Source organism: Nocardioides sp., from assembly GCF_047606145.1.
Lineage (GTDB): Bacteria > Actinomycetota > Actinomycetes > Propionibacteriales > Nocardioidaceae > Nocardioides.
In genome coordinates this window covers 19,664-43,281 of record NZ_JASGET010000002.1, presented here as the reverse complement: position 1 = coordinate 43,281, position 23,618 = coordinate 19,664, and the positions used below count along the sequence as shown (strand labels likewise).

Annotated in this window: 19 protein-coding genes and 1 riboswitch; of the genes, 8 read left to right on the top strand and 11 right to left on the bottom strand. The window is 71.1% G+C overall.

The window, feature by feature from the left end; genetic code table 11:
* Positions 1–81: 81 nt before the first annotated feature.
* Entirely contained in the window at positions 82–1,371 is a 1,290-nt protein-coding gene (gene efeO, locus QM638_RS00195) for an iron uptake system protein EfeO (RefSeq protein WP_415139908.1), read from the bottom strand.
* Entirely contained in the window at positions 1,352–2,938 is a 1,587-nt protein-coding gene (gene efeU / locus QM638_RS00190) for an iron uptake transporter permease EfeU (RefSeq protein WP_415139907.1), read from the bottom strand. Before efeU ends, efeO begins: the two co-directional genes overlap by 20 nt.
* A gap of 445 nt (positions 2,939–3,383) precedes the next feature.
* Here efeU and QM638_RS00185 point away from each other — a divergent pair, with 445 nt between their 5' ends.
* From QM638_RS00185 to QM638_RS00170, 4 genes are all read left to right on the top strand, one after another.
* Positions 3,384–4,664: a quaternary amine ABC transporter ATP-binding protein gene (locus QM638_RS00185; protein ID WP_415139906.1), complete on the top strand. Its 1,281-nt coding sequence runs from the start codon at positions 3,384–3,386 to the stop codon at positions 4,662–4,664.
* A complete protein-coding gene (locus QM638_RS00180; RefSeq protein ID WP_415139905.1) occupies positions 4,657–5,589 on the top strand; it encodes an ABC transporter permease in 933 nt (310 codons plus the stop codon). The genes QM638_RS00185 and QM638_RS00180 overlap by 8 nt, the downstream gene beginning before the upstream one ends.
* Before the next feature lie 75 nt (positions 5,590–5,664).
* Positions 5,665–6,576, top strand: a complete 912-nt coding sequence (locus QM638_RS00175; protein WP_415139904.1) for a glycine betaine ABC transporter substrate-binding protein — start codon at positions 5,665–5,667, stop codon at positions 6,574–6,576.
* A 162-nt stretch (positions 6,577–6,738) separates the two neighbouring features.
* On the top strand, positions 6,739–7,332 hold the full coding sequence (locus tag QM638_RS00170) for a DUF664 domain-containing protein (protein WP_415139903.1): 594 nt from the start codon (positions 6,739–6,741) through the stop codon (positions 7,330–7,332).
* A 91-nt stretch (positions 7,333–7,423) separates the two neighbouring features.
* On the opposite strand, the gene ilvC is transcribed toward QM638_RS00170, so the two are convergent.
* From ilvC to QM638_RS00150, 4 genes are all read right to left on the bottom strand, one after another.
* Entirely contained in the window at positions 7,424–8,452 is a 1,029-nt protein-coding gene (gene ilvC / locus QM638_RS00165; protein WP_415139902.1) for a ketol-acid reductoisomerase, read from the bottom strand.
* Positions 8,453–8,530: 78 nt separating this feature from the next.
* Positions 8,531–9,097, bottom strand: a complete 567-nt coding sequence (gene ilvN, locus QM638_RS00160; protein ID WP_415139901.1) for an acetolactate synthase small subunit — start codon at positions 9,095–9,097, stop codon at positions 8,531–8,533.
* Complete coding sequence (locus tag QM638_RS00155; protein ID WP_415139900.1) at positions 9,094–10,866, bottom strand: acetolactate synthase large subunit; 1,773 nt, start codon at positions 10,864–10,866, stop codon at positions 9,094–9,096. The genes ilvN and QM638_RS00155 overlap by 4 nt, the downstream gene beginning before the upstream one ends.
* A gap of 300 nt (positions 10,867–11,166) precedes the next feature.
* A complete protein-coding gene (locus QM638_RS00150) occupies positions 11,167–12,198 on the bottom strand; it encodes an FUSC family protein (protein WP_415139899.1) in 1,032 nt (343 codons plus the stop codon).
* A gap of 201 nt (positions 12,199–12,399) precedes the next feature.
* Between QM638_RS00150 and QM638_RS00145 the strand changes: the two genes are divergently transcribed.
* The 4 genes from QM638_RS00145 (at position 12,400) to QM638_RS00130 (ending at position 17,748) form a co-directional block, all read left to right on the top strand.
* Entirely contained in the window at positions 12,400–13,164 is a 765-nt protein-coding gene (locus QM638_RS00145; protein WP_415139898.1) for an HAD family hydrolase, read from the top strand.
* Positions 13,161–15,797 carry a glycoside hydrolase family 65 protein gene (locus QM638_RS00140; protein WP_415139897.1) on the top strand — a complete coding sequence of 879 codons (2,637 nt, stop codon included), beginning with the start codon at positions 13,161–13,163 and terminating at the stop codon, positions 15,795–15,797. Before QM638_RS00145 ends, QM638_RS00140 begins: the two co-directional genes overlap by 4 nt.
* A gap of 63 nt (positions 15,798–15,860) precedes the next feature.
* Positions 15,861–16,712: an EamA family transporter gene (locus tag QM638_RS00135; protein ID WP_415139896.1), complete on the top strand. Its 852-nt coding sequence runs from the start codon at positions 15,861–15,863 to the stop codon at positions 16,710–16,712.
* 106 nt (positions 16,713–16,818) lie between these two features.
* Entirely contained in the window at positions 16,819–17,748 is a 930-nt protein-coding gene (locus QM638_RS00130) for an alpha/beta fold hydrolase (RefSeq protein WP_415139895.1), read from the top strand.
* On the opposite strand, the gene QM638_RS00125 is transcribed toward QM638_RS00130, so the two are convergent.
* The 5 genes from QM638_RS00125 to QM638_RS00105 are packed head-to-tail and all read right to left on the bottom strand — an operon-like array spanning position 17,737 to position 23,419.
* The gene (locus QM638_RS00125; protein ID WP_415139894.1) at positions 17,737–18,636 is read right to left on the bottom strand and encodes an ECF transporter S component; all 900 of its coding nucleotides are present in this window, start codon (positions 18,634–18,636) and stop codon (positions 17,737–17,739) included. The two genes, QM638_RS00130 and QM638_RS00125, sit on opposite strands and share 12 nt — an antisense overlap.
* Entirely contained in the window at positions 18,633–20,261 is a 1,629-nt protein-coding gene (locus tag QM638_RS00120; RefSeq protein WP_415139893.1) for an ABC transporter ATP-binding protein, read from the bottom strand. The genes QM638_RS00125 and QM638_RS00120 overlap by 4 nt, the downstream gene beginning before the upstream one ends.
* Entirely contained in the window at positions 20,258–21,466 is a 1,209-nt protein-coding gene (locus tag QM638_RS00115; protein ID WP_415139892.1) for a CbiQ family ECF transporter T component, read from the bottom strand. Before QM638_RS00115 ends, QM638_RS00120 begins: the two co-directional genes overlap by 4 nt.
* On the bottom strand, positions 21,463–22,176 hold the full coding sequence (locus tag QM638_RS00110) for a hypothetical protein (protein WP_415139891.1): 714 nt from the start codon (positions 22,174–22,176) through the stop codon (positions 21,463–21,465). The genes QM638_RS00115 and QM638_RS00110 overlap by 4 nt, the downstream gene beginning before the upstream one ends.
* 13 nt (positions 22,177–22,189) lie before the next feature.
* Complete coding sequence (locus QM638_RS00105) at positions 22,190–23,419, bottom strand: prenyltransferase/squalene oxidase repeat-containing protein (RefSeq protein ID WP_415139890.1); 1,230 nt, start codon at positions 23,417–23,419, stop codon at positions 22,190–22,192.
* 51 nt (positions 23,420–23,470) lie between these two features.
* A riboswitch (cobalamin riboswitch) is annotated at positions 23,471–23,595 on the bottom strand.
* Between the last annotated feature and the right edge of the window lie 23 nt (positions 23,596–23,618).

Genomic DNA, 23,618 nt, shown 5'->3' with positions numbered 1-23,618 from the left:
TCCCGGCGCCGGCGAACAGCCGGCGCCGGGAGAGGCCGCGGGTGGGCTCGGGCCCATCCGTGGCCGGGGTCTGCTCGTCGGTCATCCTGCGGTGGCGACCTTCTCCGCGAGACGAGACAGCGGCTCCTGCAGGGCCTGGACGGTCTGGCTCAGTGTGTTGGCATCCGCCTTCTTCACCGCTGCGGTGTAGCGCTGGTAGCCACCCAGGGCCTGGGAGTCCTTGTAGCTCTCCAGCAGCTTGTCGACGGCGGCGAACCGCTTGGCGATCGTCTTGGTCAGGTCCGCGTCGATCTTGGCCAGACCCGGTTGCAACGCCACGAACGCCTGCTCGGCGCCCTCGACGTTGCCGGCGAAGTCGACCAGGTCGATGTGGCTGTAGGCCTCCTCCTCACCGGTGATCTTGTTCGCCTGGACCTCCTCGAGCAGCCCGGCCGCGCCGTTGGCCAGGTCCTCCGGCTTGAAGGTGAGCTTCTTGCCGATCTTGGCCAACTCCTTGACGTTCTTGGTCAGGTTGGCGGCGTACTTCTTCGTCGTGGCGGTGATCTTCTCCCGTCCGAAGATGTCGCGCTCGACCGCGTGGAAGCCGGTCCAGCCGACCTTGGGGTCGAGGTTGGAGGCACGCATGTCGATCAGGTAGTCCAGATTGCCCTTGTTCTGCGTCGGGTCGGCGCCGGGCAGCAGGAAGCCGTCGACGTCGGACTCGATCTTCTCGTAGAACGGTCGGGCCTCGGCGTACGCCGTCTGGGCGTCCGACAGGTTGCCGGAGTCGATCGCCTTCTGCAGGTTCTCCACGCCGGTCACCATGCTCTCGATCTGCACGTTGACGTAGTCGGTGTAGTCCTTCACGCCCTGGGCGAGCAGTGCGGTCGGGCCGCCGGTGGGGTTGGCCGACGCCTCGCCGGTGACGGTGAAGGCCTGCTTCTCGGTCGCCGCGTTCGGGCAGTAGAGCTCGTAGTCGCCGCCGCCGAGGGTGACGGTGAAGCTCACCTCGGGCAGACCCGGGGCCAGATTCTCCTTCTCCCCGACGATCCGCTGGCCGCTGAGCAGCTCGAACTCGGTGATCCCGGTGGCGCTCTGGTTGGTGACGTGGAAGGTGACCGGACCCGCCGCCGCCGAGGTGGTGTCCGCCTGGCACTCGTCGCCGTCGCTGCCGCTGACCATCGTCACGTTGACCTGGGCGGCGCCCGAGCCGGCCGAGGACGCGTTGGCGGCCGAGGCGGAGGCGGAGCCGGTGCTGTCGGAGCTGTCCGAGCTGTCGGTGCTCTCGGAGCTCCCACAGGCGGCCAGCGCGAGCAGGGCCATCGCGGCCACCGAGGCGGTCGCGAGGCCACGCGCCGCGGGGTGCGGGTGCCTAGACGGTCGTTGAGTCATGCGAGTTCCCTTTCGATGCGGGCCCCTGCGTGCTGTGCGCAGGGTCGAGTACGCCGAGTCGGCGTGGGTGTGCGTGCCGTCTGGCCTGCCCGAGCAGGACCGCGGCACCGAGGAGGAGTGCGCAAGGCACCCAGAACTTCCACAGCGAACGGTCGTGGGCGGTGGCCGCGGCCGCCGCCACCCGGGTCTGGACCGAGGACGCATAGCCCGGGCTGACCCGCCAGGAGGCGGAGTCGATGGTGAAGGTGCGTGGCGAGGTCAGCCCACCGCCGGAGATGGTGAGGATGAGCCGACCCGACGACTCCGCGTCCAGGATGCCGCCGTCGCGGCTGAGCACCTGGGCGGCGGTGGAGTCGGTCCAGCTGGCGTCGTACGGTCCCGGCGCGGTGGCCGTGCTCAGCCCGACCGGGATCTGGTTGTCGGTGTAGGTCAGCAGCGTCGTCAGGTCGAGCGTGCTGGGCAGGTCGCCGGCGGCCTCGGTCGCGGTCCAGCGGGTGTCGGCGCCGGCGCTGGCACCGGTGGCGCCGAGGCTGGCGGCTCGGGTCAGCTCGAGGGTGTCGCTCGAGCTCGCGGAGTCACCGGACAGGCCGGTCAGGGTGAGCGTGGCGCCGCCGCCGTGCACGGTGAGGCCGACGGTGCCGCCGTCGTCCAACGGCGCGGAGGCCGGCACCGACGCGGCCGACCGCGGCGCCGCGACCAGCAGGACCGCGCCCACCAGCAGCATCGCCGCCGCTCCGCCGACCCGCAATCGCTGGGCGAGCGTGGCCGAGGGCAGGTAGCGCCGGGGCCAGAACGTCACGACCAGCATCGGCACCAGATACGCGGCCCAGGCCAGCAGCTCGATCACCCGCGGATCGCTCGGGATGCCGAGCACCCCGGTGAACAGGGCCGAGCGGACCGACCCGGGCGGGGTGAGCCAGGCCAGGTCGACGGTGCGGCCCTGACCCACCGTCACCCAACCGGCCTCGTGGGCGGTGCGGAAGGCGTTGAGCACCAGGCCGGCGGCGACCAGGACCAGGAAGATGCCGGTGTACTTGAAGAAGACCTGCAGGTTCAACCGGACCCCGCCGGCGAAGATGCCCCAGCCGAGCACGACCGCGGCGAGGATCCCGAGCATCGCGCCGAACAGCGGCGCCGTGCCGCTGGTGCTCTGGAAGGTCGCCAGCAGGAACACCGCGGTCTCGAAGCCCTCGCGCAGCACGGCGAGGAACGCCATCACCGCGAGCGCGGTGGTGGTGCCGTCCTTCAGCGCCTGCGCGGCCGCGGACTCGAGCTCCTTCTTCATCGACCGCGCATGGGTGCGCATCCACAGGATCATCCCGGTGACGAAGAAGACCGCGACGACTCCGATGACGGTCTCCATCATCTCCTGCTGTCGCTGCGGCAGGCCCTTCTCCACCGCACGCAGGATCAGCCCCACCGCGATGCTCAGTGCGACCCCGGCGCCGACCCCGATCCACAGGCCGCGCAGCGAGGCACCGTTGCGGCGCAGGAAGGTGGCGATGATCGCGACGATCAGTACCGCCTCGAGGCCTTCGCGAAGGCCTATGACGAACGTGGGCAGCACGGCGGTTCGATTCAGACTCAGGGAGCGATGCTCGACGGACAGCAGATGACACGGTGGGTAACTTAGGTGAGCCTATCTTAGGCTCGCCTGATCCGCTCTGTCCTGACCGAATCCTTACCGGACGGGCCGGCCTCGCCGGGTCGGGGCCGCGGCCCCGGCCGCGGGTCGCAGGTCGCGGGTCGCGAGATGGCCGTGAGATGGCCGTGAGGTGACCACGAGGTGGCCGCGGACAACGGCTCTCCCCGACCCGTGCTCACCGGCCAGCTCGAGACTCCGCACGCGATTTGTGTTTCCGCAGGTCAGCGGGGGTTTTTCCGCCGCGTGCACGAGCCCGCACCGGCGAGCCGAGTTTGCGCAACCCTCGTCGACTGTGATGGGTTGGCAAAGATCTCGCTGAGAAATCGCAGCGTTCCACGCACGTGTCGACGAAGCACGAGGGGGCTGAGTGCCAGCCATAGCAGCACATCACCTGTACAAGGTGTTCGGGCGCAGAGCCGGCGATGCGGTGAGCCGCATCGAGGCCGGCGAACCGCCCGAGAAGCTCAAGAGGTCGGGTCTGACCCCGGCGGTGATCGACGCCTCGTTCACCGTCGAGGAGGGCGAGATCTTCGTGGTGATGGGCCTGTCCGGCTCCGGGAAGTCGACCCTGATCCGGATGATCAACGGACTCCATGAGCCGACGTCCGGACACGTCGAGGTGTACGGCGAGAACCTCACCGCCGCCTCGAGCCGCAAGCTGCGCCGGCTGCGGCGGGAGCGGATCAGCATGGTCTTCCAGCACTTCGCGCTCTTCCCGCACCGCACCGTGCTGGACAACGCCGCCTACGGCCTGGAGACCAAGGGGCTGAGCAGGGCCAAGCGACGGGCTCGAGCGCACGACGCCCTGGAGCTGTGCGGCCTCACGGGCTGGGACGACAGCCTGCCCAGCCAGCTCTCCGGCGGCATGCAGCAGCGCGTCGGGCTGGCCCGCGCACTGGCCGCCGACACCGACATCCTGCTGATGGACGAGGCGTTCAGCGCGCTCGATCCGCTGATCCGCCGCGAGATGCAGGACCAGCTGATCGAGCTGCAGCACAAGCTGGGCAAGACGATCCTGTTCATCACCCACGACCTCAACGAGGCGATGCGGCTCGGCGACCGGATCGCGATGATGCGCAACGGCCGGATCGTGCAGATCGGCACCGCCGAGGAGATCCTGACCGACCCGGCCAACGACTACGTGGCGCAGTTCGTCGCGGACGTCGACCGCACCCGGGTGCTGACCGCCTCCTCGATCATGGAGCCGCCGGTCGCCGTACTCGGCGGGGAGCAGGGACCGCGCGCGGCACACAAGCTGATGCGCGAGCACCAGCAGCCCGGGCTGTACGTCGTCACCCGCGACCGTCAGCTGCGCGGATACGTCACCGAGCGGGACGTCAGCCTGCGTCTGCAGGAGACGAACCTCGAGCAGATGCTGCACCCGATCGAGACCACGGTGCGAGCCGATGACCCGGTGGCGAGCCTGTTCACCCCGTCGGCGGAGACGAACCTGCCGTTGCCGGTGCTGGACGAGAACGACCGGCTGATCGGGGTCATCCCCCGGGTCACGCTGCTCTCCGCGCTGGGTCAGCACGCCGACGCGCCCATCGTGAGCGACCACGAGCCGGCGCCACCCGATGCGGCGGTCGAGGACTCGACCACCCCGCCCGACAAGATCCTGACCGCCGAGGAGGCCGCCCATGACTGACCTGAGCCTCTCCCCGCTGAACCTGATGCCCCGCATCCACTTCGGCGACTGGGTCAACGACGTCGTCAACTGGATGGTCCGTCACTGGGGCAACGTCCTCGACCACATCGCCTCCGGACTGGACTGGCTCGTGGAGCACATCTACGACGAGCTGATGTCCGCACCGATCGTCGCGGTCGTGATCGTGCTCGCGGTGATCGCCTTCCTGGTGCGCGGCCCGGTGCTCGGGATCCTGGCGGCGATCGGCTTCCTGCTCATCGACTCCTTCGACGAGTGGAGTGCCTCGATGGAGACGCTGTCGCTGATCATCGTGGCGGCGGCGATCGCCATCGTCATCTCGGTGCCACTCGGGATCCTGGCGGCCAAGTCGAAGGTCGCCTCGGTGGTCATGCGTCCGCTCCTGGACCTGATGCAGACGCTGCCGGCGTTCGTCTATCTGTTGCCGGCACTGTTCCTGTTCGGGCTGAGCTACACCACCGCCATCCTGGCAACGCTCGTCTTCTCGATGCCGCCGGGGATCCGGCTCACCGAACTGGGCATCCGCCAGGTCGACGCCGAGATGGTGGAGGCCGGCCAGTCCTTCGGCGCCACCGGCCGCAAGATCCTCTTCGGCGTCCAGATCCCGCTGGCCCGGCCCACCATCATGGCCGGCGTCAACCAGGTGATCATGCTCTCGCTGTCGATGGTGGTGATCGGCGGCATGGTCGGCGCTGGTGGGCTGGGCGGCGACGTCACCTCCGCCCTGCAGAACCTCGACATCGCACCGGGCGCCGAGGCCGGCATCTCGGTGGTGATCCTGGCGGTCTATCTCGACCGGGTCACCGCCGGCTTCAGCAAGCAGGACCAGCGCTCGGGCATCGCCTGGGCCCGGCGCCTGTTCGAGCGGCAGCGCGCCGCGACCGCGATCGGCACCGGAGCCGCCTGACCCGTGGACTCACCAAGCCACCGAGCCGACGAACTCAGATCCTCGGACCGAGTACGAGAGCAGAAGGAGCTCTGAATGAAACCACTCAAGCGACTCAAGCTGACCGCGGCGCTGGTCGCGGTAGCGCTGGTCGGCGCCACCGCGTGCGCCAGCGGCAACAGCGAGACCGGCAGCGACTCGGGAGGAGACGACTCGGGCGGCGGGAGCGGCCAGAAGATCACCATCGGCTACATCAACTGGGACGAGGACGTCTCCGCCAGCTACCTGTGGCAGCGGATCCTGGACGACAAGGGATACGACGTCGAGCTCAAGCAGGTCTCGGACGCCGGGCCACTCTACGTGGGGCTGGCCAAGGGCCAGGTCGACACCTATGTGGCCGCCTGGCTGCCGACGACGCATGCCGCCTACTGGAAGAAGTACGGCGACCAGCTCACCGACATCAGCACCTGGTACGACAGCGCCCCGCTGACCATCGCCGTGCCGACGTACCTGAAGGACATCAACTCGATCGCCGACCTGAAGGACAATGCCGACGAGTTCGACTCCACCATCACCGGCATCGAGCCCGGTGCCGGTGAGACCGGGATCGTGCAGAAGCTGATCCAGACCTACGGCCTGGACGGTTGGACGCTCAAGACCTCCTCGACCTCGGCGATGCTCGCCGCACTGAAGAAGGCGGTCGACTCCAAGGACCCGATCGTGGTCGACCTGTGGCGGCCGCACTGGGCCTACAGCGCCTACCCGATCAAGGACCTCAAGGATCCCAAGGGAGCCCTCGGCGACCCCGACCAGATCCACATCGTCGGCACCGGCTCCTTCGCCAGTGACTTCCCAGAGGTCACCAAGATGATGAAGAAGTTCCACATGACCGACGACCAGCTCAACAGCCTGGAGCAGGAGGTCAGGGTCGAGCACAAGAGCGACCCCGAGACCGGCGTCGACGAATGGCTCAAGGACAACCCGGACTTCGTCAAGACCCTCAGCTGAGGTCGTCGCCGAGTCGGCGCAAACTGCACACGAAATAACACCGAGTCGGCGCATCTGTCCCGTGTCAGATGCGCCGACTCGGCGTACGTGCGACAGCGGCTCTTGTCGGTGGCGAGTGGCAGAGTGTCGTGAGTCGGAACGACCCAACCGCAGGAGTCCTCCATGTACGCACCCGCTCGTGACGACGAGGTCACCACCATCGCGCGCTACGTCGATCAGCAGCTCGAGGCGATCCGCGCCTCGGCCCTCGGCCTCACCGAGGAGCAGGCCCGGTCGACGCCGTGCCGCAGTGCGTTGTCGATCGGCGGCATCCTCAAACACGTCGCCCACGGGATGCGCGGCGCGGTCCTCCGGATCCGGGAGCCGCACGGCACCCGGCCGCTGGACGAGGCTGCCTTCGCCGCTTACCTGGGCAGCTTCACCGTCGGCGAGGGCGAGAGCGTCGCCGGCACCATCGAGGAGTTCGACGCCGCTCGCGCCGAGTTGATCGCGGCGATCCTCGACGCCGATCCGGGCAGCGAGGCCACCGAGCCACCGGCGCCGTGGGCGGGAGTGTTCCAGCCCACCCCGATCCTGTTGCGCTTCTACCTCAACCACCAGATCGAGGAGTTCGCCCGGCACGCCGGCCACGCCGACATCATCCGCGAGCAGATCGACGGGGTCTCGGTCCAGACCCTGGTGCACACCCTCGCCGGCACCCCGGCGAACGACTTCTTCACGCCGTACGCCGCCTCCCCCGGCACCCTGCTCACCTGAGCCAGACGCCGAGTCGGCGCAACTTGGTCCAAGTTGCGCCGACTCGGCGTCATTTCGTGTGCAGTTGGCGCCGACTCGGCGTTGGCTCGGGTCAGCGCGTGGCGGTGCCCTCGGTGTAGTCGGAGTCGTGCGACTTCACCCATGCCATCAGCTTGCGCAGCTCGCGGCCGGTGGCCTCGATCGGGTGCCGCTCACCCTTGGCCCGCAGCTCGGAGAACTCCGGCGCGCCGGCGTCCTGGTCGGCGATGAACCGCTTGGCGAACGCGCCGTTCTGGATGTCGGAGAGCACCGCCTGCATGTTCTCCTTCACCCGTGGGTCGATGACCCGCGGCCCGGAGACGTAGTCGCCGTACTCCGCGGTGTCGGAGACCGACCAGCGCTGCTTGGCGATGCCGCCCTCGTACATCAGGTCGACGATCAGCTTGAGCTCGTGCAGCACCTCGAAGTAGGCGACCTCGGGCTGGTAGCCCGCCTCGGTGAGGGTCTCGAAGCCGTACATGATCAGCTGCGAGGCGCCACCGCACAGGACGGCCTGCTCACCGAACAGGTCGGTCTCGGTCTCCTCGGTGAACGTGGTCTTGATGCCGCCGGCGCGCAGGCCGCCGATGCCCTTGGCATAGGAGAGGGCGAGCGGCCAGGCGTTGCCGGTGGCGTCCTTCTCCACCGCGACCAGGACCGGGACGCCGCGGCCGTCGACGTACTCGCGACGGACCAGGTGGCCAGGGCCCTTCGGCGCGACCATGAACACGTCGACGCCCTCGGGCGCGACGATGTAGCCGAAGCGGATGTTGAAGCCGTGGCCGAAGACGAGCGCGTTGCCCGGCTCGAGCTTGTCGGCGATCTCCTCGGCGTAGAGCTTGCGCTGGTGCTGGTCCGGCGCCAGGATCACGACCACGTCGGCCCACGCGGCGGCCTCGGCGGGGGTGACGACCTCGAGGCCCTCGGCCTCGGCCTTCGGGGCGGACTTCGAGCCGGGCTGCAGTCCGATCTTGACCTCGACACCGGAGTCGCGGAGCGACAGCGAGTGGGCGTGGCCCTGGCTGCCGTAACCGATGACAGCGACCTTCTTGCCCTGGATCAGGCTCAGGTCGGCGTCGTCGTCGTAGAACATCTCAGCCACGGGGGCTTCTCCTTCGTTGTGTGATTCTCTTCGGGATGGATCCGGGTGGACCGAGCCGGTGGCGCCGGCCGGGCGGGCTCAGACCGCCGCCGGCGGGACCGGTACGGCGACCGGGCGCAGGGTGCGCTCGGAGATCGAGCGCGACCCGCGGCCGATGGCGAGCATGCCGGACTGGACCAGCTCACGCACGCCGTACGGCTCGAGCACGCGCAGGAAGTCGGCCAGCTTGTCGGCGTTGCCGACGATCTGGATGGTCAGGGCGTCCGGCCACACGTCGATGGTCTTGGCCCCGAACATGGTGACCAGGTCGAGCACCTGGCCGCGGGTCTCGGCGCCGGTCGAGACCTTGACCAGCATGAGCTCCCGCTCGACCGAGGAGCTCGGGTCGAGCTCGACGATCTTGAGCACCTCGACCAGCTTGTTGAGCTGCTTGGTCACCTGCTCCAGGGGGGTGTCGGAGACGTTGACCACGATGGTCATCCGGGAGATCTCGGGGTGCTCGGTCGGCCCGACCGCGAGCGAGTCGATGTTGAAGCTGCGCCGGCTGAAGAGCGCGGCGATCCGGGCGAGCACGCCCGGCTTGTTCTCGACCAGCACGCTCAGGGTGTGCTTGCCGGTCGCGGCGGGATGGGCGGGAGCGGTCACAGGTCGTCCTCGTCGAACTTGGGCGCGAGGTCGCGCGCGTACTGGATCTCGTCGTTGCTGGCGCCGGCGGCCACCATCGGCCACACCATCGCGTCCTTGTTGACCCGGAAGTCGACCACCACCGGCACGTCGTCGATCGCCATCGCCTTCTCGATGCATCCGTCGACGTCCTCCGGCCTCTCGCAGGCCAGACCGATACAGCCGTAGGCGTCGGCGAGCTTGACGAAGTCGGGGATCCGGACCGGCGCTCCCCCGGCGGCACGGTGGCGCTGCAGGTTCGTGTTGGAGTAGCGCTCGTTGTAGAAGAGGGTCTGCCACTGCCGAACCATGCCGAGGTTGTCGTTGTTGATCACCGCCACCTTGATCGGGATGTTCTCGATCGCGCAGGTGGCCAGCTCCTGGTTGGTCATCTGGAAGCAGCCGTCGCCGTCGATCGACCACACGCAGGTGTCGGGACGGCCGACCTTGGCGCCCATCGCGGCGGGCACCGAGTAGCCCATCGTGCCCAGGCCACCGGAGTTGATGAAGGTGGCCGGGTTCTCGTAGCCGATGAACTGCGCGGCCCACATCTGGTGCTGTCCGACGCCGGCGGTGAAGACGGTCTCCGGGCCGGAGATGGCGCCCAGCCGCTCGATCACGTACTGCGGCGAGAGGCCCTCGGCGGGGGCGTCGTAGCCCAGTGGGTACTGCCGCTTGATCCCGGCGAGGAACTCCACCCAGGCCTCGTAGTCGCCGGTGTGGCCGGCGGCGGCCTCGGCCTCCAAGACGGTGAGCAGGTCGGTGACGACCTCCTTGATGTCACCCACGATCGGCACGTCGGCATGCCGGTTCTTGCCGATCTCGGCGGGGTCGATGTCCGCGTGGATCACCTGCGCCCCGGGGGCGAACGCCTCCAGCCGACCGGTGACCCGGTCGTCGAAGCGGGCACCGAGGCTGATGATCAGGTCGCTCTTCTGCAGGCCGGCGACCGCGGCGACGGTGCCGTGCATGCCGGGCATGCCGAGATGCTGGGGGTGGCTGTCCGGGAACGCGCCGCGCGCCATCAGCGTGGTCACCACCGGGATGCCGGTGAGCGCCGCCAGCCGGGCGAGCTCCGCGCTGGCACGGGAGCGGATGGTGCCGCCTCCGACGTACAGCACCGGTCGGCGGGACTCGACGATCAGCCGGGCCGCCTCCCGGATCTGCTTGGCGTGCGGCTTGGTCACCGGCCGGTAGCCGGGCAGGTTCAGCTCGGTCGGCCAGCGGAAGGTGGTGGTGGCCTGCAGCGCCGACTTGGTCACGTCGACCAGCACCGGCCCGGGCCGGCCGGTGCTGGCGATGTGGAAGGCCTCCGCGATCATGCTCGGGATCTGCGCGGGATCGGTGACCAGCAGGTTGTGCTTGGTCACCGGCATCGTGATCCCGCGGATGTCGGCCTCCTGGAAGGCGTCGGTGCCGATGAGGTCGGCGCCGACCTGCCCGGTGATCGCGACCAGCGGGACGGAGTCCATGTTCGCGTCGGCGAGCGGGGTGACCAGGTTGGTCGCGCCCGGCCCCGAGGTGGCCATGCACACGCCCACCCGACCGGTGGCGGCGGCGTACCCCTGGGCGGCGTGGCCGGCGCCCTGCTCGTGCCGTACCAGGATGTGACGGATGGTGGAGTCCATGAGCGGGTCGTACGCCGGAAGGATCGCACCTCCCGGGATGCCGAAGATGTTCTCGACTCCCGCTGCCTCCAACGACCTGATCAGGCTCTGTGCACCGGTGATCGATGCGCCCTGCTCGCTCATGTCCGTCGTGTCCTGTCTCTGCGTGGAACTGGCCTGCTGCAACAAAAAACCCTCCGGCCCGGCGGGCAACGGAGGGAGGCGCGTCAGCTGATCTGAGGTCAGCGGGCGCACCCGGTGCGTACAAGAATCTCGTGCAGCATGCGCTCACCGTAACCGGGCCGTGTGTTCCGTGTCATCCGAGTGTGCCACGGGTCTCAAGGTGTGGGATGCGCATCCCATCATCCGATCGCAGCGGGACGGGCCGCGGCCCGTCCCGGGCGCCGGCAACCCAGGGTCGACAGATGCGCGCCGACTCCGTGTCTAGGCGTCGGCCTCGGGGCGAGGCGCGATCCGGCTGCCGGCGTACCCCACGAGCAGCCCGATCACCACCCCGATGACCGTCTCCGCGCCACGGTCGGCGAGCAGCTGACCGATGGGGATCGGCGCCACCATGTGCACCATCAGCAGCGCCAGCGGGGTGATGCACATCAGCGCGAGCGCATAGTTGCGCGCCACCAGCAGCTCGATGACCAGCTGCAGCGCCGCCACGATCAGGATCGTCGCCCAGCTCGGCGGCCCGAGCTCGAGCAGCACCCACGCCACCAACAGGCCGACGCCGGTGCCGATCACCCGGTGCAGGCCACGGACGAGCTGGGTGCTGAGGTCCCGCGCCACCAGCGGTACGACGGCCGAGACCATCGCCCAGTACGGCCGGCCGATCCCGCTGGCCGTCGCCGCGGCGCCGGCCAGCGCCACCCCGACCCCCGACTCGATCGCGTAGCGCCACACCCCCACCGAGACGCCGCCGATCGGCGGCCCCGCGTCGGTGAGCACCGCGGTGCGCCGTACCCGGCGGATCGCCGCTCCGATGTTGCCGACCAGGATGGAGATCAGCGCCGAGCCGGTGGCCACCACCACCGCCGGCAGCACCCCCGACCAGGCCGCCGGCACCGAGGCGACGGCCGCGAAGCCGAAGACCTGGAACAGCGATCCCGGCGGGATCCACTGCCAGCGCGCCGAGACGTAGGCGGCCTCGATCGCGACCACGGCCGCGATCGGCACCGCCAGCCACTGCCGCTGGTCGGAGACCGCCACCACGGCCCCCACGGTGACCACCAACACCAGGCCCAGCCCCGCGCTGGCCTGCCGCACGACCCGCGCCAGATCCACCCGCTCCCGGCCGTAGAGCGAGGTGAACGCACCGAAGGTGGCATACAGCGACCACTCCAGATGGTCGATCGCCAGCAGGATCAGCAACGGGACCAGGACCGAGATCCCCGCCCGGACCGCCACCCGTTGGCTGCCCGGTGGGAGCGGTCGGATCGCCACGAGCCGGTGGAGGAGTCCAGTCACCGGCTCATCCTCTCCCATCCGACGGGCGCAGCCGGTCACCGCGGACCGCGCCGAGTCGGGCGGGGCGGACGGGGCCGGCGACCCAGATGACGGGCCAGACGACGACCCAGATGACGGGCCAGATGACGGGCGGAAGACATCTGCGTGACAGCTTGCCTCGCCTCCGCGCTACGACGCCCGCGCTCGCCTAGCCTTGGCCCTATGAGCCCGGACGAGGTGCGATGGCGCGACTATCAGGCGGTGCTGTTCGATCTCGACGGCGTGATCACGCCGACCGCCATCGTGCACATGCGGGCGTGGGCGGAGATGTTCGCCGACTTCCTGGGCGCCCACGCCCCGCAGGCCGCGCCGTACACCGACGCCGACTACTACGCCCACGTCGACGGCAAACCGCGTTACGACGGGGTCAGGGACTTCCTCGCCTCGCGCGGCATCACGCTGCCCGAGGGCAGTCCGGCGGACCCGCCCGAGGCGGAGACGGTCTGCGGCCTGGGCAACCGGAAGAACGATGCCTTCAACGCGGTGCTCGCGCGCGACGGCGTCAGCGCCTACCCGGGATCGGTGCTGCTGCTCGACCATCTGGCCACCCTCGGGCTGCCGCTGGCCGTGGTCTCCTCCTCGGTCAACGCGCCGGCGGTCCTGGACTCCGCCGGCCTGCTCGACCGGTTCGGCTGCGTGGTCAGCGGCGCCGTCGCGGCCGAGCAGCACCTCCCCGGCAAGCCTGCCCCCGACACCTTCGAGTACGCCGCCCGACAGCTCGGCGCGGTCCCCGCGACGTCGGTCGTCCTCGAGGACGCCACCTCCGGCGTACGCGCCGGGGCCGCCGGCGACTTCGCCCTCGTCGTCGGCGTCGATCGCGGCGTCGGTCGTGACGCGCTGGCCGACGCCGGGGCGGACGTGGTGGTCGACGACCTGGCCGAGCTGGCCCCGACAGCCCCGGCGACCCCGGTGGGAGGAGCAGCATGAAGAGCGGAGTCGGACCCGACCCGATGGACCGGGCACGCTTCCCCGCCGATCCGTGGCGGCTGGTGGAGACCACCTACTCCCCCGACGATCTCGGCCTGACCGAGACCCTGTTCGCGGTCGCCAACGGCTACCTCGGGATGCGCGGCACCCCCGAGGAGGGCCGGCCGACCTACGCCCACGGCACCTTCATCAACGGCTTCCACGAGACCTGGCCGATCCGGCACGCCGAGGCGGCCTACGGCTTCGCCGAGACCGGCCAGACGATCGTCAACGCACCGGACGCCAAGGTGATGAAGATCTACGTCGACGACGAGCCGCTCACCTTCGGCACCGCCGACCTGGAGGCCTACGAGCGGGTGCTCGACTTCCGGGACGGGGTGCTGCGCCGGAACCTGATCTGGCGCACCCCGTCGGGCAAACGGGTCGCGATCTCCTCGACCCGGATGGTGTCGATGACCCAGCGCCACCTGGCGATCCTCACCCTGGAGGTGACGATGCTCAGCGGCAGCGCGCCGGTGGTCATCTCCTCCCAGCTGCTCAATCGACAAGACGGCAAGGACGAGTACCACATCCCGACCGCAGCGCTCGGCGACCGCGCGGTCGATCCGCGCAAGGCCTCCGCCTTCCCCGAGCGGGTGCTGGTGCCGAAGATGAGCTACGCCAACGAGGAGCGGATGCTGCTGGGCTATCAGTGCCACCGCTCCGGGATGACGGTGGCGGTCGCCGCCGACCATCGGATCGAGACCGCGGACCCGGTCGAGACCGTCCAGCGGGCCGACGACGACCAGGCCAAGGTGGTCTTCCGGGTCGACGCGACCGAGGGCAACACCCTGCGGCTGCAGAAGGTGGTCGCCTACCACACCTCGCGCGGGGTGCCGGTGCGCGAGCTGGCCGACCGTTGCGACCGGACGCTCGACCGGGCCGCCCGCCTCGGCGTACCGCACTTCATCGAGGACCAGCGGCGGTGGTATGCGGACTTCTGGACCGCCGCCGACGTGGAGGTCGAGGGCGGGGCCGCCGAGCTCACCGCCGTCCAGCAGGCGATCCGGTTCAACCTGTTCTCCCTGGCCCAGGCCAGCGCCCGCACCGACGGTCTGGGGGTGCCGGCCAAGGGGGTGACCGGCTCCGGCTACGAGGGTCACTACTTCTGGGACACCGAGGTCTACGTCGTACCGTTCCTCTGCTACACCCAGCCGGCAATCGCCCGCAACGTGCTGCACGCCCGCTCGGTGATGCTGCCCGCGGCCCGCAAGCGGGCCGGGCAGATGGCTCAGCAGGGGGCGCTCTACCCGTGGCGCACCATCAACGGCGAGGAGGCCTCGGCCTACTACGCCGCCGGCACCGCGCAGGTGCACATCGACGCCGACGTCGTCTACGCGCTGATGAAGTACGCCTACGCCACCGGTGACATCGGCTACCTGATCCGTGAGGGCGTCGACATCCTGGTGGAGACCGCGCGGATGTGGGCCGATCTCGGCTTCTGGCGACACAACGGCGAGCCGTCCTTCCACATCCACGGCGTGACCGGGCCGGACGAGTACACCACGGTGGTCAACAACAACCTGTTCACCAACGTGATGGCCCGCTACAACCTGGAGCAGGCCGTCGCGGCGCTGCGCCGGATCCGCAAGGACCATCCGCGCGACTACACCCAGGTGACCGGCCGGCTGCACGTCACCCAGGACGAGATCGAGGAGTGGGCGCGGTGCGCGGCGGCGATGCACATCCCGTACGACGAGGGCCTCGGCATCCATCCGCAGGACGACTCCTTCCTCGACCGGGAGGTGTGGGACCTCTCCTCCACGCCGGCCTCGCTGCGGCCGCTGCTGCTGCACTACCACCCGCTGGTGATCTACCGCTTCCAGGTGCTCAAGCAGGCCGACGTGGTGCTGGCGCTGTTCCTGCAGGGTGAGCGGTTCACCCTGGCCGAGAAGCAGGCGGACTTCGAGTACTACGACCCGATCACCACCGGTGACTCCACCCTGTCCGCGGTCGTGCAGTCGATCATCGCTGCCGAGGTCGGCTACCACGAGGTCGCGCTCCGCTACTTCCACGACGCCCTCTACGTCGACCTGGGCAATCTGCACGGCAACACCGTCGACGGGATGCACATCGCCTCGACGGGAGGGGTCTGGAGCGCACTGGTCTACGGCTTCGGCGGCATGCGGGACCATGCCGCCGGGCTCAGCTTCGATCCGCGGCTGCCGGAGTCGTGGACGCGCCTGCGGTTCCGGGTGCGGTGGCGCGGTGCGCGGCTGCTGGTGGAGCTGACCCAGGACCGGATCAGGTTCACCTGCGAGGACGTGGCGCCCGAGACGGCCGGTACGGTCGGCGCGGTGACCCGGGCGAGCGGCGCCACCGTGACGGTGCGCGGCGCCGAGTACGTGGTGCGACCGGGCGCACAGCTGACCGTGCCGTTGAGCGACCAGGGACCCCGGATGGGCGGTCAGCTCGGCGAGCGGCCGGCGACCGGCGGCACCCGTCCGGACGGCAGCACCATCACCGCGACGGTGCCGGCCTCGATCGATCCGGAGGACTACGAGCTCGACCACACCCACCCGGCGATGGTGCCGTCGCTGGGCCCCGAGCCACCGGTGAAGCCGGCCACCTCGGGCCCGGTCGAACTGCCGTAGCGCCACCGGCGCGGCGCTGCGTACGGTGCCGCGCCGGCGATCCTCGATCGCTAGCCTGGCTCGGTGAGCAGTCCTCTCGCCCTCCGGCTGCGCGGTGGCTCGCCGGTGGCGCTGGTGCTGATCGGGGTGCTCTCGGTCCAGTTCGGGGCGGCGATCGCCAAGGGACTCTTCGGCGAGGTCAACCCGACCACCATCGTGTGGCTGCGGCTGTTCTCCTCCACCGTCGTGCTGCTGGCCTGGATCCGGCCGTCCCTCCGCGGCCGCGACCGCCGCGACTGGCTGGTGGTGGTCGGGTTCGGGGCGTCGCTGGCGGCGATGAACGCCTGCATCTACCAGGCGTTCGCCCGGATCCCGCTGGGCATCGCCGTCACCATCGAGTTCGCCGGGCCGTTGGCGCTGGCCGTGCTCGGCTCGCGACGGCCGCGGGACCTGGCCTGGGTGGTGCTCGCCGCGGTCGGCGTGGTGTTGCTCGGCCTCGAACCGGGCACGCTCTCGCCGGCCGGGGTGCTGTTCGCCCTGGCCGCGGGAGCCGCCTGGGCGTCGTACATCCTGTGCAGCCGGGCCACCGGTGCCAGGTGGCCCGGCTTCGACGGTCTGGCGATGGCCTCGCTGATCGGCGTGCTCGGTCTCACGCCGCTGATCCTCGCCACCGGCGAGCGGCTGGACTCGCCACGGATCTGGCTGATCGGGGTGCTGGTCGGGCTGCTCAGCTCGGTGGTGCCCTACAGCTGCGAGCTGGTCGCGCTCCGCTCGATCCGGCCGGCCGTCTTCGGCATCCTGCTCTCCCTGGAGCCGGCGGCGGCCGCGCTCGCCGGCATCCTGGTCGTCGGGGAGCAGCTGGCGCTGTTGCAGTGGCTCGCGATCGGCTGCGTGGTGGCGGCCAGCGTGGGCGCCACCCGGTCGGAGGCCCTCTGAGAACGTGTCCCGAGCCCCGACCGGACGCAGCCCGGATCTCGCCTGATCTCATCCGGAGGCGCGCCGCTGCGCGGACCGTCCTGGCGCGGTACTGCACAATCGAGTCGTGAGCCTGCCCGAAGCCGCCGCGCACTCGACCGTCGCCTACCGCGACATCATCTCCGACGACGGCACCGTGCTGCGGGCCTGGACCAACGATCCCGATCGGGTGATCGACGGACCGACGGTGCTGCTCTGCAACGGGCTGGGCACCAACCCGTGGGCCTGGCCGGCGCTGTTGCACACCGACTGCGGCGTCCGGGTGGTCTCCTGGATGCACCGCGGGACCGCGGGCAGCGATCTGCCGGCGGATCCGTGGAAGGTCGGCGTGACGGAGTTCGTCGAGGACGCGCTCTCGGTGATGGACCACTTCGGTCTGGAGAGACCGGTGGTGATGGGCTGGTCGATCGGGGTGAACACGATGTTCGAGCTGGCCGCGGAGCACCCCGAGCGGGTCGCCGGGCTGTTCGCCGTCGCGGGCGTCCCCGGTGACACCTTCTCCACCATGCTCGGCCCGCTCCGGCTGCCCCGTCCGGTCGCGCGGGCGCTGACCGTCTCCGCCTCCCACGCGCTCCGGCTCACCGGACGGGTGCTGACCCCGCTCACCTCGCATCTCACCGTCCGCCCCGGGATGATCGAGGCGCTGCGACACACCGGCCTGGTGGCGCGGGTGGCCGATCCCGAGCTCGCCGCCCTGGCACTCACCGAGTTCCTGCGCACCCCGGTGGAGTGGTACTTCCATCTCGCCCTGCGCAGCGCCGAGCATCGCCGTGTCTCGCTGCGCCGGATCAAGGTGCCGGTGACCTTCGTCGCCGGATCGTACGACGTCCTGGCCGGTGCCCGACACATGGCCACCGCCGCCGCCGCGGTCCCGGACGGCACCTTCATCGAGGTGCGGGGCTCGCACTTCCTCTGCCTGGAGCAGCCCGAACTGATCCACCGGCTGCTGTTGGACTTCCTCCCCCGGGTCCAGGACGGCCGGACCTCACCGCGCTGACCCGGGTGCGCCGGGGCCGCCGGGGCCGCCGGGGCCGATCGCGGGATCTGGGTCCACGCCCGGTCCCGGTTCACCCCGATGACCCTGGGACTCCTGCGCGGCGTGCTCGGCGTGCTCGGCGATGTGGGCGCGGCGGGCCGCGCGGCGCAGGGTGGTGAGCACCGCCGGCCCCAGCAGGCAGACGGCGAGCGCGGTGGAGATGGCACGACCGGTGTCCCAGCTCAGGGTCGAGGTCAGCAGCGTGTAGTGCCCGAAGGTGACCAGGTTGTCGGTGAACGAGGCCGTCGGGTCGAAGGAGAGGTTCCCGGTGTGACCGGGCACGGTCACCCCGGTGAGCAGCGGCCAGCCCTGCAGGTTGAGCAGCAGCCCGTAGACATAGGCGGCCACGACGCCGTACCCGGCGAGCAGCGCGATCTCTGCGCGGCCACCGACCCGCCGCGGCAGCAGTCCGGCCCCCATCCCGACCCAGGCGGCGCCGATCATCTGGTAGGGCAGCCACGGCCCGACGCCGGCGGTGAGCAGCGCGGAGACGAACAGCGACGTGCAGCCGAGCACGAAGCCGAAGCCGGGCCCGAAGACCCGGCCGGCCAGGATCAGCAGGAAGAAGACCAGCTCGACCCCGGCGGTCCCGGCCGAGATGCCGCGCAGCACCCCCTCGATGGCGCTGAGCACCCCCAGGATCGCCAGCACGCGGGCGTCCAGACCGCCCGCGGTCAGCTCGGCCAGCACCAGCGCCACCATCAGCGGCAGCAGCGCGATGAAGACGAAGGGCGGCTGCACCCGGTCGTGTCCGTGCACCAGCAGCGGCCAGCACAGCATCATCAGTCCCCCGGCGGAGGCCACCGCCAGCAGCAGCGCCGTCCAGCCGGAGATCCGCACCGCGCTCATCGGGTGGCCCGCACCGCATCGAGCACCTCGTCGACCCGCAGCCAGCCGGGCCCGAGCACCTTGCTCACCTGCGGAGCGAACGCAGGCGACTCCGCGACCACCCTCCGGACCGGTCCGGCGGAGACGATCTCGCCGTCGGCGAGGACCAGCACGTCGTCGGCGGCGCTCGCGGTGAACTCCACGTCGTGGGTCGCCACCATCACCGCGTGGCCCGATCCGGCCAGCTCCCGCAGGGTGGTCGCCAGCTGGGCCTTGGCGGCGTAGTCCAGGCCGCGCGTCGGCTCGTCGAGCAGCACCAGTGGCGGCTCGGCGGCCAGCACCAGCGCCAGTGCGAGCCCGAGACGCTGGCCCTCGGAGAGGTCACGGGGATGCTGGTCGTCCGGGACGCCGGGGACGAGCCGGTCGAGGATCGCGCGGGTGCCCGGCCCGCCGGCCTCGCACTCCTCGGCGACCGTCTCCAGATAGAGCAGGTCGGCGGCGTTCTGCGGCAGCAGGCCGACCAGCTCGCGCCGTTGCGGCGGCGGCAGCGCGGCCGGATCGCGACCGCTCACCTCGACGCTGCCGGCCTGCCGGGACCCGGTGCCCTGCAGGGTCCACAGCAGGGTCGACTTGCCGGCGCCGTTGCGGCCCATCAGCGCGGCCACCCGACCGGGCGCCAGGCTCATCGTCAGTTCACGCAGCGCCGGCGTACGCCCGTGTGCGACCCGCAGTCCGCGTGCGGTCAGCAGCGGGGCCACGGGTGACCCGTCGACGCCGTCGGCGGACGGCGCGGACTCCCCTGACAACTGGGGCAGCTCGGGCAGGTCGAGGCTCCGGGCCCGTCGTCGGGCGTCCCGGACCGTCAGCGGCAGCGGGGACCAGCCCAGGCCGCGACCCAGTTCGACCAGCGGGGGGACCACCGGCGAGTCCGGCAGCACCTCGACCGGCTCCCCCTCGCGGAGGGTGCCGTCCCCGCGCAGCAGCGCCATCCGGTCGGCGAACGGGATCACCCGCTCCAACCGGTGCTCGGCGAGCAGGACCGCCGTGCCGAGGTCGTGCACCAGCCGGGTCAGGGTGGCGAGCACGTCCTCCGCGGCGGTGGGGTCCAGCGCCGAGGTCGGCTCGTCGAGCACCAGCAGGCGGGGGTGCATGGTGAGCACCGACCCGATCGCCACCCGCTGCTGCTGTCCACCGGAGAGGGTGCGCAGCGCGCGGCGGCGCAGCTCGGCGATGCCGAGCAGGTCGAGGGTCTCCTCGACGCGCCGGCGCATGGTGGCCGGCGCCAGGCCGAGCTGCTCCATGCCGTAGGCGAGCTCCTCCTCGACGGTGTCGGTCACGAAGCCGGCCACCGGGTCCTGACCGACGTAGCCGATCACGCCGGCGCGCTCGCGCGGTGGGGTGCGCACGATGGAACGGCCGTCGAGCACCAGGTCTCCGGACAGGGTCCCGCCGGAGAAGCGCGGCACCAGCCCGGCGACCACTCCGAGCAGGGTGGACTTGCCCGACCCGGTCGGGCCGGAGACGAGCACCAGCTCGCCCTCCTCGACCGCCAGGTCGACCCGGTCCAGGACGGGAGCCGACGGCGCGCGGGTCGATCCGTGCGGCCGTGGCGGCGGGGTGAAGCTGATCCGACGCAGCTCGATCATGCCGCGACCGCCTGATGGCGGAGGTGATCCCCGGGTGTCGTGGGCCCCGGATCGCTGGGCAGCGGTTCCGGGGCGGCCACCGCGGGCAGCAGCCCCAGCAGTACGCCGACCAGGGCGAGCGGGCTCACCGCCGGCGCTCCGCCGACCGAGGGGTAGGCGACGCCGGGCTGGTGATGGCTCACCCAGAGGCCGATCGCCCCTACTGCGATGCCACTGGCCAGCACCACCAGCTCGGGTGCCCGGAAGGGATCGGGACGATAGACGGTGCGGGCGACCCGTCGCCCGGCCAGGATCAGACCGGTCACCGCCGCGGTCACGCCCAGCACCAGCATCGGCGCCGCCAGGCCCACCCGGAGACCGCTTCCGGCTACCTGCCAGCTCGGGGTGGTGCCGTCCAGCAGCGCGTACCCGCCGAGGCACAGACCCATCAGCGCCACCAGCATCAGCGCCGAGGTGAGCCACCGCTGCCCGCGGCCGACCTGTCCGCTCCGGCCGTAGCCGCGGGTGTCCATTCCGGCGGCGAGTGCCAGCGAGCGCTCCAGCGCGTCCTCCAGGACCGGGACCAGGAGGCGTCGTAGCCGGCCGGCGCGGGTGGTGGCGCCGCGGCGCAGGCCCTGGGCAGCGCGCACCCGGCGCACCGAGTCGGCGAGCTGCGGCAGCACGGTGACCGCCACCACCACCGCGGCGCCGACCTCGTAGAGCGCCGGCGGCACCGAGCGCAGCAGCCGCTTCGGATTGGCCAACGAGTTGGCCGCACCCAGACAGACCAGGATCGTGGCCAGTCGCAGGCCGTCGTAGAGGCCGGCGAGCAGGGCCTCCCGGGTGAGCGGTCCGAGCAGCCGGATGCCCAGCACCCAGCCGGGCAGCGGGACGGTGGGGAGATCGAGCAGCACGTGACCCTCGACGCCGCCGAGCAGGATGCGGAAGAGGACCCGGACGAGCACGATGACGACAGCGAGGACGAGGTAGAGCCGGAACAGACCCGCCCACGGCTGGTCGCTGCGGCGGGCGGCGACGACCAGCGCGGCGACCGAGGCCAGGCCGAGCAGCAGCCAGGGGTTGGTGGTGGCGGAGGCGTACGCCGCCAGTCCGATCGCCCAGCCCCACCAGGCCAACGGGTGCAGATCGCGCTCGAGCTGCCGGATGCGCGACCCGATGCACCGGATGCGCTGCCGGACTCGCGGGACGGCGGCGGGGGCACTCATCGAGGACTCCGGAACGAGCCGGGCCGGCGGCGGCGCCAGACCAGCGCGGCGGCCACCGCGACCAGCAGCACCACGCTCGGCGCGAGCCAGCCCGGCAGCGTCTGGTCGGCGGGGCCGGCGGTGCCGGCGTCGGTGCTCGTTCCCGTGCCGGCCGAGGCCGATCCGCCCGATGACCCGGTCGATGGCACCGTCGATGACCCGGTCGTTCCCGGGGGCGGCCCCGACGTGGCACCCGACGTGGCACCCGACGTGGCGCCCGACGGCGTCGCCGATGCCTGCTGCCCGGGCAGCACCACGCTCGGCGTACCGTCGTCGCGGCCGTCCACCCAGCTGAAGGCGACCGCACCACCGGCCGGCACCGTCAGACCGTCGACGCCGAGCGAGGCGTAGGTCCATCCGTCGTGGCCGTCGCTCCACCACAGCGACCAGTAGGCGTCGGCGGGCGGATCCTGCGCGCAGCCCGCCTCGGCCGGACGGCCATCGACCCGGCAGACGAACCCGGGATCGGAGCCGACCCGGACGAGCGGGTGACCGGTCTCGGTGAGGATCCTGGCCGCCGTCCGGCCACCGCCGTCGGGGTCGCAGCCGCGCTGCACCGAACCGCCGAGCGAGCCCGGCTCGACCACCACGCTGACCCCGGTGCCGACCGGGCAGAGCCCGCCGGCCGCGACGGACGCGGGGAACACGGTCGCCGCGGCGCTCGATGTCACTGCGATGTCACACTCAGCAGGTGGTGGCGCCGGCCGCCCCGGCCGGCAGCCACTGCAGCACCGGCAGCGCCTGCGCCGTCGCCAGGTCGAACTGGCCCTGGGTCTTGACCGTGATGCCGGTGGCGTTGGCCGTCTTCAGCGCCGCGGCGTCATAGGCGATGGCACCGGCCGCGGCACCGCAGCCGACCACGTGGGCACTCACCCAGCGCGCCGCGGCCTCGGCGGCCGCGGTGTCGTCGGCGTCGCCGGTCGCCTCGCCGACCTCGCCGAGCGCCGTACCCGCCAGGCCGGTGCTGTTGGAGTTGGCCACCACCGGCTTCGCCGAGGAGAACGAGCCGTCGCCGGCCTGGACTTCGCGCAGCCAGCCGACCGCGTCGTCGAGTGCCTGCTGTTGGGCCGCGCTCGGATCCGGCAGTTCGGCCAGCGCCAGCACGGCGTAGGCGGTGACGTCGACGTCCGAACTGCCCGAGCCGTGAACGCAGCTCTGGTCGGCGGCCTTCGCGGCGGAGAAGTACAGCCGGAACCCGCCGTCGGAGCACTGCTGGTCGAGCAGGAACGCGGTCGCCTCGGGGGCCTTGTCGCTGCCGGCCGCGTTCAGCGCCCGCACCGCCAGGCTCTGTCCGATGGTGTTGGCGTAGTCGGCGGCGTTCTTCACCCCGGTGTCGATCTTGTCCTCGATCCGGCCCGCCGCGGGACCGCTGCCCACGACCGTCGACTCGAGCTTCGTCACCAGCGGGCCGACGACGCCGGCGCCGGCATCGGCGGCCTGCTCCAGCACCGCCGCCTTGGCGGCCGACCCGGCCGAGACCAGGGTGCCGTACCCGGGGGCGAGGTAGGTGGTGGAGTTCGCCGAGACCGCCTTGGCGATGGTGGCCAGCTCCGGTGCGTGCCCGCCGATCGCGGCCAGGCTCAGGCCGAGGTCGGCGCTGAGGGAGTAGTCGTCGAACTGGTACTGCTTGTTGTAGATCAGGCCCTTGTCCGTCCGTCCCAGGATCCAGTCGGTGGACTCGTCGAGGGTCGCGGTGTCGTACGAGCCGGTCGAGCCGGTCGAGCCGCTCGAACCGGTCGACTCGGCGGATCCGGTCGAGGACGCGGCCGCCGCGGCCGACGCCGTGCCGGACGCCGTCGAGGAGTCGGCGTCGGTGGAGTCGGCGTCGGTGGAGCCGCATCCGGTCAGGGTGAGGGCGGCGAGCGCACCGACCGCGACGCCCGCCAGAACAGATCGGTGAGAGGTGACTCGCATGGGGTTCCTTTCCGCTGCGGCCACCCGTGGGTGGCGTTCCGCGACAGCGCTCGGGCCAGGACGTCACACGGCAGGTGCTCCGGCTCGCCCCGATCTGCGATCGGAACCTACGGTTGCGGGTCAGCGCCGGACTTCGACCGGCTTCCCCTCCCGTGAACGTGTTGTCCCCGGCAGGCTACGACACCGGCGCCCTCGGCCG